This is a genomic window from Amphritea atlantica (assembly GCF_900111095.1).
Taxonomy (GTDB): domain Bacteria; phylum Pseudomonadota; class Gammaproteobacteria; order Pseudomonadales; family Balneatricaceae; genus Amphritea; species Amphritea atlantica.
The window spans coordinates 1-14639 of record NZ_FOGB01000005.1; the positions used below are offsets into that span (position 1 = coordinate 1).

General features: G+C 50.1%; 14 protein-coding genes. 3 read left to right on the plus strand and 11 right to left on the minus strand.

Going from position 1 to position 14639, the window contains the following annotated elements:
• The 5 genes from pqqB to BMY09_RS09570 all read right to left on the minus strand — a co-directional run.
• On the minus strand, positions 1-773 hold a 773-nt coding region (gene pqqB, locus BMY09_RS09550; RefSeq protein WP_139203176.1), incomplete at its 3' end, for a pyrroloquinoline quinone biosynthesis protein PqqB.
• 288 nt (positions 774-1061) lie between these two features.
• Positions 1062-3113 carry a sigma-54-dependent Fis family transcriptional regulator gene (locus tag BMY09_RS09555; RefSeq protein ID WP_091357243.1) on the minus strand — a complete coding sequence of 684 codons (2052 nt, stop codon included), beginning with the start codon at positions 3111-3113 and terminating at the stop codon, positions 1062-1064.
• A gap of 428 nt (positions 3114-3541) precedes the next feature.
• A complete protein-coding gene (locus tag BMY09_RS09560) occupies positions 3542-4339 on the minus strand; it encodes a substrate-binding periplasmic protein (RefSeq protein ID WP_091357246.1) in 798 nt (265 codons plus the stop codon).
• A 26-nt stretch (positions 4340-4365) separates the two neighbouring features.
• Positions 4366-4791, minus strand: a complete 426-nt coding sequence (locus BMY09_RS09565) for a c-type cytochrome (RefSeq protein ID WP_091357250.1) — start codon at positions 4789-4791, stop codon at positions 4366-4368.
• Between the two features lie 74 nt (positions 4792-4865).
• Complete coding sequence (locus BMY09_RS09570; RefSeq protein ID WP_217647419.1) at positions 4866-6530, minus strand: pyrroloquinoline quinone-dependent dehydrogenase; 1665 nt, start codon at positions 6528-6530, stop codon at positions 4866-4868.
• Between the two features lie 455 nt (positions 6531-6985).
• Between BMY09_RS09570 and pqqA the strand changes: the two genes are divergently transcribed.
• The 3 genes from pqqA to BMY09_RS09585 all read left to right on the plus strand — a co-directional run bounded on the left by pqqA (position 6986) and on the right by BMY09_RS09585 (position 9265).
• Positions 6986-7060, plus strand: coding sequence for a pyrroloquinoline quinone precursor peptide PqqA (gene pqqA, locus BMY09_RS09575; RefSeq protein WP_075107990.1), 75 nt, complete (start codon positions 6986-6988; stop codon positions 7058-7060).
• A 378-nt stretch (positions 7061-7438) separates the two neighbouring features.
• Positions 7439-7945, plus strand: a complete 507-nt coding sequence (locus tag BMY09_RS09580) for a VOC family protein (RefSeq protein ID WP_205209141.1) — start codon at positions 7439-7441, stop codon at positions 7943-7945.
• Positions 7946-8023: 78 nt separating this feature from the next.
• On the plus strand, positions 8024-9265 hold the full coding sequence (locus BMY09_RS09585; RefSeq protein ID WP_175483498.1) for a HupE/UreJ family protein: 1242 nt from the start codon (positions 8024-8026) through the stop codon (positions 9263-9265).
• Positions 9266-9332: 67 nt separating this feature from the next.
• Here BMY09_RS09585 and BMY09_RS09590 read toward each other — a convergent pair whose 3' ends face one another.
• The 6 genes from BMY09_RS09590 to BMY09_RS09615 form a co-directional block, all read right to left on the minus strand.
• Positions 9333-9638, minus strand: a complete 306-nt coding sequence (locus BMY09_RS09590; protein ID WP_091357258.1) for a chaperone modulator CbpM — start codon at positions 9636-9638, stop codon at positions 9333-9335.
• Positions 9635-10588 (minus strand): curved DNA-binding protein, encoded by a 954-nt coding sequence (cbpA, locus tag BMY09_RS09595; RefSeq protein ID WP_091357261.1) that lies wholly within the window; start codon positions 10586-10588, stop codon positions 9635-9637. Before cbpA ends, BMY09_RS09590 begins: the two co-directional genes overlap by 4 nt.
• 238 nt (positions 10589-10826) lie before the next feature.
• Positions 10827-11636 (minus strand): ABC transporter permease, encoded by an 810-nt coding sequence (locus tag BMY09_RS09600; protein ID WP_091357262.1) that lies wholly within the window; start codon positions 11634-11636, stop codon positions 10827-10829.
• Positions 11633-12898 (minus strand): type 1 periplasmic-binding domain-containing protein, encoded by a 1266-nt coding sequence (locus BMY09_RS09605; protein WP_091357265.1) that lies wholly within the window; start codon positions 12896-12898, stop codon positions 11633-11635. The genes BMY09_RS09600 and BMY09_RS09605 overlap by 4 nt, the downstream gene beginning before the upstream one ends.
• Positions 12898-13881: a PQQ-dependent catabolism-associated beta-propeller protein gene (locus BMY09_RS09610; RefSeq protein WP_091357268.1), complete on the minus strand. Its 984-nt coding sequence runs from the start codon at positions 13879-13881 to the stop codon at positions 12898-12900. The genes BMY09_RS09605 and BMY09_RS09610 overlap by 1 nt, the downstream gene beginning before the upstream one ends.
• The gene (locus BMY09_RS09615) at positions 13865-14638 is read right to left on the minus strand and encodes an ABC transporter ATP-binding protein (protein WP_091357270.1); all 774 of its coding nucleotides are present in this window, start codon (positions 14636-14638) and stop codon (positions 13865-13867) included. Before BMY09_RS09615 ends, BMY09_RS09610 begins: the two co-directional genes overlap by 17 nt.
• Position 14639: the final 1 nt, after the last annotated feature.

Genomic DNA, 14639 nt, shown 5'->3' on the forward strand with positions numbered 1-14639 from the left:
TCATTACGGGACTGCGCCAGATGGCCCATGGTGACGCCAAGCTTGTCGCCAACACCGGAGGTGATCAGCTCATCGTCGCGCCAGATGGTGCCGTCAACCAGCAAACAGTCCGCGTCTTTCATAATCGGTTTGAGATGGGGTTCAATCTGGCCGAGACCAGGGGCATAGAACAGAGTTTTCCCGCTGCGGGTATCTTCTATCAGGATACCTATATTGTCCCCTGGGTGGGGATCGTTGCGATGCGGTGAATAGGGTGGCGCACTGCTGAGCAGCGCGACCGCTGTCAGTTTCAATTCGGGTACCTGAGGGATCACAAAGGTGTTGGTGCCCTCTTCTACCGATCCCTCAACGGGAATTCGGTTGCGTTTGATGCCGCCATTCCAGTGTTCCAGCATCTTAAAGATGGGGAAACCGGTGGTCAGATCCTGATACACCATATCGGTACACCAGACCTCATGGGGGCAGCCTTCACGCAGCATCAGCAGACCGGTGGTATGGTCAATCTGGCTGTCGATGAAGACAATCGCCGCAATGCCGGTATCACGAATCTTTCGATTCGGTTGCATCGGCGCAAAATCAGCCAGCTGCTGGCGAATATCCGGCGAGGCATTAAACAGAATCCAGTCTTCACCGTTGGCACTCACAGCGATGGATGACTGAGTCCGGGATCTGGCATTGAGGGTTCCGGCCCGATAGCCGGCACAGTTACGGCAGTTACAGTTCCACTGGGGAAAGCCGCCGCCCGCTGCGGAACCAAGAATCTGAATTTTCATTGTTATTCTTCTGTAGGCTGACTGTCAGTCATTCAGCCAGTAAGCCTGGCTAAATGCTCACCAAATACAAAAGCAATAACCAAGCCATAATATAAGACTTTGATTTTTATGAGTTAAGAATAAGCTTTTTGATGAAAACAGACCCGAAGCAACACTCTGATCGGTCAACATGCGACACTCTGAGTCAAACCATTGAGGCTTATCAACTGCACCTCACTGCCCGGTTTATAAAGAACAAAAAAAACCATGCAAAGGAGCATGGTTTTCAGATGGGGAAATCACACAGGGTTACACCAGAGAATCTAACTCATCAGCATTATTATCGATAAAAAGATTATATTTTTTTATCTTGCGGTGTAATGTTGAACGACTAATGCCCAGCGCTTTGGCCGCCCGGGTGACCACCCAGCGGTTTTGCTTCAATACCAGCTCTAACTCTTCCTTTTCTGACAGTTCCTGCCTTGCAGAAACAGCTTCACTTTGTGCACCTCCTGACATCGATACCATCCGTGACGGCGGAGCATAGGCGAACTGATCGGATTGGTGGCCAATCACTACAGGCGCGGCAAACACCTCATCAGGAAGATCATCAACCTGAATCAGATCCCCCTCACGCATACACATTGCATACTGGAGTACATTTTTCAACTGGCGGATATTGCCGGGCCACTGATACCGGCAGAGCACTTCTAAAGCATCCGGAGTAACCTGCACATTGTCAGCATTATCTTCATCCATGCACAGAGCACGCAGAACCTTCTCGATAATAACCGGTTTATCTTCCCGCTCACGCAGGCTTGGCAAAGCGATCTGAAAACCGCTGATGCGGTAAAACAGATCTTCGCGGAATTCACCACTGCTAACCAGCTCTTTCAAGTCACGGTGGGTCGCACAGATTACATTCAGGCTGACCTTTACCGGGTTAACCTCACCCAACGGAATGATCTCACTTTCAGCAAGTACTCTTAGCAGGCTGGCCTGCAGCTCAATCGGCATATCACCGATTTCATCAAGAAACAGAGTTCCGCCATTACTGGCCTGTATTTTACCCACCTTGCCAGCTTTCAAACCACCTGTAAAAGTACCGGCACCATAGCCAAACAACTCACTCTCAATCAACGATTCAGGAATCGCGGCACAGTTAAGCGTGATAAACGGCTTGTCTGCACGATCACTGCTTTCATGTAGCGCACGGGCCCACACCTCCTTCCCGGTGCCGGTTTCACCCTGAAGCAGGATACTGATACCTTTGTTAACCATACGCTGGCAGCGACTGGCTTGCTTCAACAGCTGAGGCTCTTCTCCGGCAGCGTGAAAAAGAGGGGTATCGCAAGCCTGATCACCAGAGACCGCTCTTTTAGCAATGTCACTAGTAGATCCTGAGCTTTTAGACACCGTCCCCTGAGAGGCTTTCAGCTGCGATTCAAACGCTGAGTTGTGTAACCAGGCCGCATAAAGTTTTACTGGTTTATCACTAATCCGGACAAAAAGTTCGACAACACCCGCTGACTCCAGTTGCTCTAAATTCTGGCTGAACGCTTCCTGAAATTTGCGTCCCACTAACTCATAACGGTCCCGACACCCCAATGTCAGTAGCAGCGGTGTGGTCGCAGCGATAATGGTATCGCTATCGTTCACCGCGATAAGAGCGTTTGTCTCAGGCCGGTAGGGAGAGAATGACAAACTAATAACACGTTGATTAGCATAGGCATTTTTAAAAACAATCGCCTCTATCTCGTCAGCGGTCTCACATACAAGGTTGAGTGCTAAAGCCTGATAAAGCCGGTTTCCTGAGGCATAGGTAGAGATATCCAGCGCACCAAAAGGAGTGCCATCCGGCGAGATTAACGGCGCTGCGGAGCAACTGAAATTATGCAGGTTGAAACCGTAATGTTCTTTAGCGAATACGGTGACCGGCCTGCACTCGGTTAAACAGGTTCCCAGGCCATTGGTGCCGACAATCTTTTCTGACCACAGAGTTCCCTGGCGCAATCCTTTTTGTTCAAGATCATGACTGATATTGGAATCGGCATAGGACTTAACCACCACACCTTCGGTATTCGTTATCAGAACCGCATAACCACTCTGTTTGGAAACCGTTCTGATCTTATCAAAAACCTCTTCGGAATCACTCAGAAGTTTTTCCATCGGTTCCCGACGCTGCCTGACTTCAGACTCTGAAAGCGAGACCAGCTCAACATTGGTGTCCGGGGACATTTTGTATTGATCACGACAGCGCTGCCATGAGCTCTGTATATACTTATCAGTACCGCTCTCACCTGGCCCCTGTATGGTTACAGACTTCGCATTCTTATCAGAATAACCTGTATTTGAAGACATCTATTCACCTGTTCACTCCCTGTCTTTGCAATTCAGCGTCAGACAAGGGTCATTTTTATATTTATTTAGTGTCAAGTTGTACAACCCCACAATAACCCTAAACTACTCCTTTTTATCTTTTAAAAAACTATACTTTGGCACCAAAACACCTCAGTCCAATATAGCATACATTCATTGAAACTCAGTATTTTTGCCCCTTAGGGGAAAGTCGCTCCTTACGGTGATTAGATTTCCCCTATCTGAGAGCCCCTTCCCGCTCTCCTGCATCAATCAACAAGAACTCACCACATTTGTCAGCGACAATATCTCATCCAAACCATCTTATACGGCGAAGACAGAATGCAAAAAAGGAGCGCGAATAAGGCGCTCCAAACTCTGCCTTGGGTAAGCAGAAACAGAGGTCACAAACAGTGAGGCACTGAAAATCGTTATTGCAGTCCATATCGAGCCAGGATGTTCGATAGAGCCCCATCTGACTTCATCTCAGCCAGCAACTGATTGAAACCATTCCGTGAGTCTTCATCTGACCTCCTCAACCCCAGCGCATAGTCATAATTCAGATCTGCATGTAAGATATTCTCTGCATCATATTGCCGCAGTTTACCCAGATTCTCCTGGAACCAACCCGCAGATACATTAGTCACTACCGCCGCATCAATCAGTCCATCTGCCAGTGCTTGCAAACGGCTGGCTTCATCCTGAAAACGCACAGCGATACTGATATGGTTGTGGACTAATGCACCGGAAGCGATACTGCCTGGCGAAACCCCAACCACCAGCGGTTTAAGATCGTCGATATCACTGATAACAGACCCTTTATCCAGAGTGACCAGCTTAAACTCTAAGCGCAGATAGGGGTCTGAGATCAGCAGGTATTTGGAATCCCCCTCTTTAAACCGGGCAACCCCGGCATAAAAATCACAGCCCACTTTTTTAGCCTGCCGCTTAGAAAATATCCAGGACACATTCAGCGATACGTCTAACTTTTCAGCCACCGCTCTGGCTATATCGATCTGAAAACCTTCCGGCTTATCCGCCCGTCTGGAGAAAGGCATCTGTTCAGGATGAGCACACAGATTAATTTCACCTCTGGCCCGGATCTCACTTAATGTCTGCGCACTCGCAACCGGACTGACAACGATAATCACTGCGGTCATAAAGCCGATAACGACAGAGCTCAGTAATTCAGAAAATTGGGGCGTCAGTCTTTTTATTTTTGTACTCATATCAGACCTCACTGTTTTGCCGGTAACTATTTTTCTTCACTTAAAGACAGGATATAGGTCACCAACTCCCAACGCTCTTCTGGGGTGAATGTCCTTTTCCAGGGTGGCATCACGAGTGAACCACGCTTTTTCCCTTTGGTAATGGTTTTAAAGAGATAATCCGCATCAAAATCACGCCCCTGCAACATCTTTGCTTTACCACCGGAGCCTTTATAGCCATGGCAGTACACGCAGGTCTGGTTGAAACGATGCTCACCATTAGCTACCGATATCGCCTCTTTACTGAACACTTTCGCCTTCATTTCGGCTACGTATTCAGGGTCTTCCTGATTTTTTTTATCTGCTCTTTTTTCTCCCCCGGTCACCGGTGGTGCCACCGCATAGGCGACGCCACTAAGCAGTGCGATAGCAAAAACGCTATACCGGATCGGTCTGAATAAATTAACTGACATAACAACTCTCTCCCACTAAATAAACTGGAAAAAAGGGGGCTGCGACAACGCCACAACCCCCAATGCGGAACTAACTAGTCTTCCAGCGTGAATGCGACCAGTGCTGCACCGCCGGGTAATCCGCTGACTTCAGGGAAAGCACTGGCCATAAAGCCTGGTGCATGAGAACCAAAACCGGTGGCCGCCAGAATGTACTGCTTGCCATTGACGGAGTAACTGACAATACCGCCACGAATTCCGGAGCCAGCATTGAAGTTCCAGATCTCTTTACCATTCTCGGCGTTATAACCATGGATTACGCCGTAGGGGTCGCCATTGAAAACAAGGTTGCCACCAGTGGTCAGAACGCTACCCAACCCCGGCAGTGGATAGTCAACAGACCATTTCAACCTGCCGGTAATAGGGTCGCGGGCATCCAGTCGGGCTGAGGCTTTTTTACCCGGAGGCGGAACCGCCACCAGCTTACTGACCCCCAGATAAAGTCCGGCAATACCGACATTCTCATGTTCCTGAGGGGCCGGAACAACTATGTTGCACACCTCCATTGCGTTGGTGTACCAGAGACCGGTGTTGGGGTTATAGGCGCCATGATTCCAGCTGCGGGCCCCCAAAAGATAAGGGCAGATGGTCGTTTCTTTGCCTTCAGGCATATCCACCCGACCGATCAGCTCACCGGTTTTCGGATCGATCCCTTTCACGAAATTGATGTTTTCTGCCAGCGGCCAGACATTCTCAACCTTACCGGTATCCTTCTCCAGGACAAACACATAACCACTTTTGTTCAGATGTACTAACACATCTTTGCCGTTAACGTTCAGGCTCAGAGCTTCATAGGCGGAATCGTAATCCCAGACATCGTGAGGAATCTCCTGGTAGGCCCACTTCAACTTACCGGTCTTCGGCTCAATCGCCAGCAAGCTGGCACTGTATTTGTTGTCGCCTTCGCGCTCAGCACCGTAGAAATCGGGAGCTGCATTGGAAGTACCGATAAAGATGGTGTCAGTTTTTTCATCATAGGTACCCGGCAACCAGGCACCACTACCGCCCACCTCACCGGAATCTCCCGGCCAGCTCTTAGGATCATCTTTTTTCAGAATATCGAAGGTCCACATCTTTTCGCCGGTAATCGCATTAACCGCAAAGATTTTGCCCTGGGTTGGCTGATCACCACCGGTGGTTCCGCCAAACAGAACATCACCCGCCAACTGAGGAGGAGATGAGAAAAGACAGCCATAGCACTTCTCCTGATCGGTGATCTGAGTTGACCATTTCTCCTTGCCGGTTTTCTGATCCAGCGCGATAAATCGCCCATCAAGAGAGCCGATGTAGACATTGCCATGACCCACGGTGACGCCACGACTTGCAGCCACATAGAACACCTCATCAACAATCGCGTCCAGATCGGCCTGGTAGTGCCAGATCTGCTTGCCGGTGGCAGCATCAAGGGCAAATACGTTATTGTTTGGGCCAATATAGTAGGCTATACCATCAACCACGATCGGCGTTGCCTGCAGGCCCATCTGGATATCGCCCGGTTGATGAATCCAGGCAACTTTCAACTTCTTAATGTTGTCTGCATTAATCTGATCCAATGGACTGTAGCGCCAGGCATCGGACGTTCGATGGTATTGCGGCCAGTCGTTAGGGCTCTCTGAAGATGCATTCACAGCGGTAATACCCGACAATGCAATCGTTGAGGTAATACATGCGGATAGCGCTAGCTTTTTTATTTTAATCACTTCTCGTTCTCCATCTATCTATATCATGCAGACTCACCCACCCGGGCCAGCCCACCACTACACATAAGACAGAAACGCAACATACAGGCCAACATTTATCCCGACCTATTAAAAAGCTATCAATACATTGATATATATGAATTTTTTCATCTGACAGAAACTAATAGCTAAAGCTAATACAAGGCGTGCTACAGGGTTAAAACAGTATGACAATACAGACCGTGTCAGCAGATGACACAGTCTGTGCTACCCAACAACAAGAGCTGACGGCCGATCTCCTCAAGCTGACACAGCTATCACCGTGACGCCTCAGTCAATCACGCTTAAAGATTGTGAAAACCGGGTTATTGCGTAAAACAATCCCAACGGATCGCAGTGCGGGTACGATCTTTGCTTTACTTATCGGTGACATTTAACGTCACGTTATACATTCATACATAGATGAGGAAAATAAAATGAACTGGACAAAACCAGCCTATAAAGATCTGAGAATTGGCTTCGAAGTCACCATGTACTTCGCCAACCGCTAACCCCTTAACAAGTACCGCTTAAACATACGTGCCCCGCCCCCGCTTCATTGCGGGGGTTCTAAATCTGCTAACAACAATAGTCCCCTCATTCGTTAAAGATCACCGGTCCACTCTGATAGTGTCTGCCTGGCACACTCTGAGTCGAACGCTGAGACACACTGACTCAAAAAGACTCTGTCCCCACTTTAAAGAAGCGCTCAATCTCCACCGTGATTAAAGGCTTGCAGCCAAAACCTGCTAACTGGCACGGGAAATGTATTTATGAGTATTCACTGTTCATAATCTATGGAGATCAATATGAAAAAAATAAAAATATTCACTGCATCGCTATTTTTATTTTCCCTTTTTAGCCAACAAACCCAGGCAGGGATACCCGGAATGCGAGGGACTCAGCATCTGGGTATTACCGTCCCAAATGTGAAAGAAGCGGTTGCTTTCTTTACCGATGTTATCGGCTGCGAATCCTTCTATTCAATCGGTCCCTTCGGCCCGTTCGATAATGACTGGATGACCGAGAACCTTAATGTTGACAAAAAAGCAGTGATAAAAACCGCTCACCTGATGCGTTGCGGTAATGGCCCGGCGCTGGAGATATTTGAATATACGGCCCCAGATCAAAAGCAGCAGCCACCGCGCAACAGCGATATTGGCGGTCATCACCTGGCGTTTTATGTCGATGATATGGCACCTGCAGTGAAGTTTCTGGAAGAGAAAGGGATTAAAGTGCTGGGCAAACCCCATACCTTTACAGACACCGGTATGGCTGGCCTGACCTGGGTATATTTCATGGCCCCCTGGGGGATGCAGCTTGAGATCGTCAGTTACCCATTCGGACAGGGATATGAAAAAGAGACCGGCCGCAGAATGTGGGATCCTCGCTACTAAGCCCCTCCCCCGAATAATTCACAAGGTTACCGATAGCATTACCTTCGGGTAATGCTATTAAACAACAGGGTACCGATTATGAAGACACTATTCGCACTGTTCCTCATGCTGATCGGCTCGCTCTTCAGCACCACAGTCCTGGCTCACTTTACCCATTTTGAACCCAGAATCATCCATCTCTATCAGGATAACCGGGACACCATTATTCTGATGCGGATGCCGCTGCCCCTGGTTCTTTTAGATAACAGCTGGCAAGGAGTCGACAGCCAGCAGGCGATCCCGTTTACTCACAGAGTCACCGCCGCTGAGAGAACTGAATATCTGCTCAATCACAGCGAGATCAAAGCCAGTCTGAGACGATTAAAACAATTGATCTCATCGGGATACCGCATAAAAAAAGAGGGACAGAATCAGATTTATCGTATTGAGGCTATCAATATATTCAACTCCGACAGCCGTAACCCCTTCAGTAGTTTAGACACCGCCCAGAGCAACTTTAACGGCGATATTACGATCAGCGAGGATGCCCGTTCGCTGTTCGACGCCGGTCTGGATATCCGGCTGCGGCTGGCCGATACCTCATTAAACACCGATGAAATCAACATCAGCAGTATTCTGGGGGACAAGTTCAATGCCATTAACCGTCTGGCGAATATCGTCAACCTCCACCGGGAGGGTGAAATAACATCGGTCACCACCGTTGGGATTCTCGATTATTCAACTACCCGCCTGCCCACATTAACCAGCAAACTGATCAATGGGTTTAACAGCGGTTTCAGTCATATACTGATTGGCACCGACCATATACTGTTTATCCTATTACTGTTTTTCAGTGCTACTGGCTTTATCAGACTGCTGTCACTGGCCACCGCATTCACTCTGGGCCACTCATTCAGCCTGCTGTTTGGTCATAATCTGGCGATCTCATCTCCAGCGTTCACCCCGGGCATCGAACTGCTTATTGCACTGACTATTTGCGTCACTGCAATCCTGCTGCTGTGCCAGAAAGCGCAGCATATCGGCACTACCCCGATACTGATTATCGGCGTTATCCACGGCTTTGGCTTCTCCTTTGTGTTTAACGAGCTGGCTAAAGAGGGTTCACAAACCAGCGCCATTAACCTGCTATCGTTCAATATCGGTATCGAAGCGGGACAACTGTTTATCTACAGTCTGGCGTTTGTCTTAACCGCAATGTGTAAAAGATATCTGACCTTCGAAAGGCCGCTGTACGTCTACGTATCGGTGTTCACGCTGATGGTGTCGGCCTATTGGATAGTCACCCGTTCGATCCCGCTGCTGGAAACGATACAGGCCTGACAAGTGTTCCAGGCCAGGCGGAGAAAAGGGCGCATAAACGCCCTTTCGCACATCGCTTGAGAGCCGTTTACAAATCGACAAAGCGGCTCAGACGACTCTGCAGATACCGATTCTGTTCGCGCAACTGCTCAACCTCATTGAGTAACTCTATTGCCAGGGCGATACCCGCCCAATTGACATCCAGATCACGATGCAGGCGCACCGCTTTCTTCGTCAGAACCAGCATCGCGGGGCTAAACAGCCACTCACCGGGGCTATCACCAACCGGCTCGACAATACCCTGCTCGATAATCTCAACGACCATACTTTCGGCCACACCGGTTTGCAGGCAGAGCTCGGAGAAACTCAGGTAGGTTGCTTGCTGATCGCTCATGATGCATCACTCCACTCGGCTCGGGGATCGAAAGGTGTCAGTTCCGCCAGCTGTTGCCAATGAGTCCTGGCAGACTCACTGCCTGACGGGGGCATCACCACTTTTAAGACCGCATAAAGGTCCCCCTGATGCTGGCGACCCGGCAGTCCTTTACCCTTCACCCGCAGACGCTGACCACTCTGACTGTTGGCCGGAATGGTCAGTTTAATCTCGCCCGACAGGGTTGGCATGGTTACCTTACAACCCAGCGCCGCCTCCCAGGGAGCCACCGGCACGGTGATAATCAGGTTATGCCCCTCGACATCAAACAGTGGATGAGGCACCAGTCGAATTCGCAGATAGAGATCACCGAATGCGCCGTTGCCGATACCCGGTGCGCCCTGCCCTTTTAAACGGATACGCTCGCCATCGACCACTCCCGGAGGAATTTTAACATTGAGGGTTTTCTTAACCTCGCTGACACGCCCCTCATTATCATAGTGAGGCAGATGGTAGGAGATCGTTTTAGAGCCTTTCGACAGGGTTTCCTCGAGAAAAACCGGCAGATCGGTTTCAATATCCTGACCTCGCTGGCTATAAGGCTGACGGCTTTCAAAGCCGCGGGCACCAGCGCCCCCCTCCGTACCAAAAATAGAGGAAAAAAAGTCAGAGAAATCCCGTTGCTGATAGCCATCGCCGTCGCCCCTGGCCGATGATTGCCAGCCCGGTGGTGGGCGAAACTCCTGCTGCGCAGCGCCGTATAAACGCAGTTCATCATATTCAGCCCGTTTGGTTTTATCCTTCAGCACCTCGTAGGCTTCGCTAACCTCCTTGAACTGATTTTCTGCATCATGATGACTGCTGACATCCGGGTGATATTTTCGCGCCAGTTTTCGGTAGGCAACCTTTATCGCCTTACTATCAGCATCGGGATCAACGCCCAGAATCTTGTAATAGTCTTTGAATTCCATAATCTGCCCGTTAGCACCGCAGGGTTATTAAGATAAGCGTGACACCGCCTGTGCGATTACTATAGACCAAAACCGGGTTGTTATAGGCGGTCTTCAGGGCAAAGTGATGCGGACTGATGATTGCGGACATAGTTTAAGAGAATAAAGCACAACTATCGGTTGACAGCAGATCAGCAGCGCTCAGCCACAGAGGGCACATAGATATGCAGCTCAGACGGTCTCAAATGTAATAAACAACCTATCCTCCCGCCTTTGACCGCCCAATTACGCCCTTCTGGGGATCATAACCCCAGACTGCCAGGCTGAAAAACAGCACAAAGGCACCAAAGACCACACTCAACGCCAGCCAGTTTAACTGCCCATACAGAGCAAACCGGACCAGCTCTACAGAATAAGTAAACGGATTATATTGCGCTGCCATAAACACCAGTTCAGCGCCCGCCTCCTCCAGTTTCCACAGCGGATATAGTGCCGGTGAGATAAAGAACATAGGAAAGATGACAAAGTTCATCATCCCGGCGAAGTTTTCCAGCTGCTTTACCGAGACAGAGAGTAATAACCCCAGAGCCCCCAGCATCAGAGCAACCAGGATAAACGCGGGCAGTGCGGTCAATGCACCAACAAGCGGTATATCTACATCAAACAGCCAGCAGATAATCATAAAACTGTACACCTGCAACAAGGATAACAGTGTCCCGGCCATCAGTTTACTGAAGAGGATATACCAGCGCGGCAATGGTGCCGTCAGCAACAGACGCATCAGCCCCATCTCCCGGTCATAGACCATCGACAGAGATGACTGCATACCGTTAAACAGAATCACCATACACAGCAGCCCCGGGGAGATATAGACCTCATACTCAATATAGGATTCATAGGGAGGAATAACCGCCACCCCAAAGACATTCTGAAAACCGGCGGCAAAAACTAAAAGCCATAGGGCGGGCCTTACCAACGCTGAAAACAGGCGCCCTTTCTGGCGCATAAACTTGCCAACTTCCCGGGCCGACAGTGCACTGAACGCATTGATGGCATGACTCGTATTCACGGTTTAGCTCCCAGGTTTAGTTGGCAACGGCTTTTATCCCGGTCACTGCCTAAGATATCGAGGTTATTCAACGGATGCAGAAAACCATCGATCGGCGCACGCCCGATCACACGGTTCAGAGAGGTCAGAAATACCGGTTGCCTTAGCTGATTGTTCCAGGGACGAAAATTCAGTGGATAACCTTTGGCACCATCCAGCTTAAAGGCTTCAGAGTGCAGGGTGTCGAGTAGTGAGTCAGCAGAGCCTGAGTGGTGATCTGTTGCAGACTGATCCAGCATCGCCTGGGCAATCACCTTCACTGCTAGCCAGGCTGACCAGTCATAGCCGGTCATCTGCCGTTTAGCTTTCTTTTTAAAACGTTTATTAACCTGCGGGGCACCGTTGCGTTCCCAGGCCCAGTGCCACCAATCTGCGACCAGTCCCGAAGCACCAACTACCGGACGCGGTTTAACGATGGCGTACGGAACATCAACGGCAAACTCCCCCGTACTGTCGACCACATAGACCACGTCATAATCATCCTTCGCCGTTAACAGTGAGATATTGTTCTGGTAGCGCTGGCGGGGATCACTTCCCAGGGTATAGGGTTTAAGTGTGACCAGATCGAGACCAAACTTTTTTGCCGAGCCCTGCAGTGATTCGAGATAGCGCAAATCGGCTTCAGCTTCACTGTGCAACACCAGCACCTCTTTCCACTTTTTAGAGATCAGATACTGTGCCATCGCATCTGTGAGCATGCGTCGACTGGGGACGACATGCAGCAGATTAGGCTGGCAGCTTTGATCACGCAGGGTGTTGTCGAGGGCACTGAGATTAAACAGAATGGTGTTGCGCCCCTGCCCGGCACCTGCAGCCAGCCTGACCCCTTCAGCGGGCAGGTCTAGCAGAAAAAACTGCGTTCCCTCAGCCTGCAACCGCTGGATCAGTGCGGGCAACTCGGAAAGTTCCTCCACCTCGTGTCGCGTCAATGTAAACCTGATGCCGTTTTTCTGAGCAGCAAAACGCGACTCCTGAATCGCCAGCTCGACCGCAGTGTCGAGGCGCCCCCAGGGCTGAGCCTGATAACGGGCATCGGTCACCTCTGTGCGGTAACGGGGATCATCGGCATACTCGATCAGGGCGAAACTGACGCTTTGAAGCTCCACCGCCCATACCGAGGAGCATACCGAAGATGACAGCAGCAATGCCAGCAGTGTTGCTACGCACCTGAGACGACTTGAATTGAAGCCGATCTGTTTACAAATCGCTGTCACAGAAAACATCAGTCATCCACCACAACATCGTGGGGCACCCGCCCTGCAGGCACCGATCTGATCACTTTCAACCGTTCAGTATCGATCACAGCCAGATCATCACTCTTGCCATTGGTCACATAGAGCCGGCTTTCGTCCTGATTAAGCGCGATTCCCCAGGCCCTTTTACCCACCAGGATATAGTCGATCACTTTGTTAGCAGGTATATCAACCACCGCCACATGATTGGCTCCGCCGAGAGTGATGTAGGCTCGCTGACCATCTTTGGTCATCACCATACCGACCGGAGAGATACTTTCGGGACGCACCCCACGCAGTGAAAAAGACAACTCAGCAACGGACTGATAGGACGACGTATCCAGAATCGAAATAGTACCTCCCACTTCATTACTCACCCAAAGCTGCTTCTGATCCGGTGTCAGCAGCATCCTTCTTGGGCGATTGCCCACCACAATATTCTCAACCAGTTCACGACTCTGCACATCGATCACATGCACCATGTTAGCCACCTCAGAGGTGACATACACCAGACGATTATCCGGTGTTACCAATACCCCTTCCGGCTCTTCACCCACCTCGATCTCGGCAACTTTCCTGCCCTCTTCCAGCGAGTAAACGGTCACCAATCCATCATCCTCATTGGAGGCATAGAGGAATTTCTCATCCGGTGACAGATCAAATCGGTCAGGGTCTTCACCGATCTCAATACTTTGCTGTACTGTCAGCGAAGCCACATCGATTACATCGATCACATCTGCGTCACCGCAGGCCACATAGAGGAGTGCGCCATCGTTACTCAGCTTCATCGCCCGAGGGCGTTCGCTCGTGTTAATCGCCGTTACCTTATCCATGCTGCTGGCTTCAAATACGGTGACCCGATCATCTTTTTCACTGCTGACAAAAACATAACCACTGTTTGCCTGACTCTGTTGCACCGCCAGTAGCAGTGATACCAAAGCAATCGAATTAAAAGCTTTAACAAGCACGTTCATGAACAACTCCAACCGTTTTATTCAGATTTATCAGGTGTAAAAACGCGTCTGAAAGTGAGCTTCCGCAAAGCGGCTCTTTAGCCAACAACTCTCCCGGGGATGAATCAGCCAGAACCTTACCTCTGTCCAGTACAACAACCCGGTCAGCCTGCTGAATCTCCTCAACTATATGGGTGCTCCAGAGCACCGCCAGATCACGCTCTTTACATAAAGCGATAACATGATTAACCAGCGCCTTACGGGATTCCGGGTCCAGTCCGACGGTCGCCTCATCCATCAATAGAAGCCGGGGACGGTGGAGCAGACTGCGGATTAACTCAACCTTGCGCTGGTTGCCGCCACTAAGACTGCGCACCGGCAGATACCGCACCGCTTGCATCTCAAAGCGTTCCAGCTCACTGGATATGCGTTGTTCCGCCTCAGAACGGCTGAGCCCATGTAACAGGCAGTGAAATTTAAGGTTACCCTGCACCGTCAGGTCGAGATCCAGAGTCGGCTGCTGAAACACCACGCCGATAGAAGACAGCGCGGCAATAGGATGATGGCGAATATCATGGCCACAGACCCATATCTGCCCACTATCGCCATTAAACAGACCGGTTAACAGCTGAAAAAGAGTCGTTTTACCCGCACCATTCTGCCCCAGCAAACCGACAAACTGGGATGACTGAATCGCTAAACTGACCTGATCCAGCGCTTTAACCGTTCCATAGGTTTTGCTAACGGCGGTCAGCTCCAGTGCGGTATCTGATTGCATG

Coding starts and splice junctions, on each gene's coding strand:
- BMY09_RS09555 (WP_091357243.1), bottom strand. CDS start 3,113: ATGTCTTCAAATACAGGTTATTCTGATAAGAATGCGAAGTCTGTAACC.
- BMY09_RS09560 (WP_091357246.1), bottom strand. CDS start 4,339: ATGAGTACAAAAATAAAAAGACTGACGCCCCAATTTTCTGAATTACTG.
- BMY09_RS09565 (WP_091357250.1), bottom strand. CDS start 4,791: ATGTCAGTTAATTTATTCAGACCGATCCGGTATAGCGTTTTTGCTATC.
- BMY09_RS09580 (WP_205209141.1), top strand. CDS start 7,439: ATGCGAGGGACTCAGCATCTGGGTATTACCGTCCCAAATGTGAAAGAA.
- BMY09_RS09585 (WP_175483498.1), top strand. CDS start 8,024: ATGAAGACACTATTCGCACTGTTCCTCATGCTGATCGGCTCGCTCTTC.
- BMY09_RS09590 (WP_091357258.1), bottom strand. CDS start 9,638: ATGAGCGATCAGCAAGCAACCTACCTGAGTTTCTCCGAGCTCTGCCTG.
- cbpA (WP_091357261.1), bottom strand. CDS start 10,588: ATGGAATTCAAAGACTATTACAAGATTCTGGGCGTTGATCCCGATGCT.
- BMY09_RS09605 (WP_091357265.1), bottom strand. CDS start 12,898: ATGTTTTCTGTGACAGCGATTTGTAAACAGATCGGCTTCAATTCAAGT.
- BMY09_RS09610 (WP_091357268.1), bottom strand. CDS start 13,881: ATGAACGTGCTTGTTAAAGCTTTTAATTCGATTGCTTTGGTATCACTG.
- BMY09_RS09615 (WP_091357270.1), bottom strand. CDS start 14,638: ATGCAATCAGATACCGCACTGGAGCTGACCGCCGTTAGCAAAACCTAT.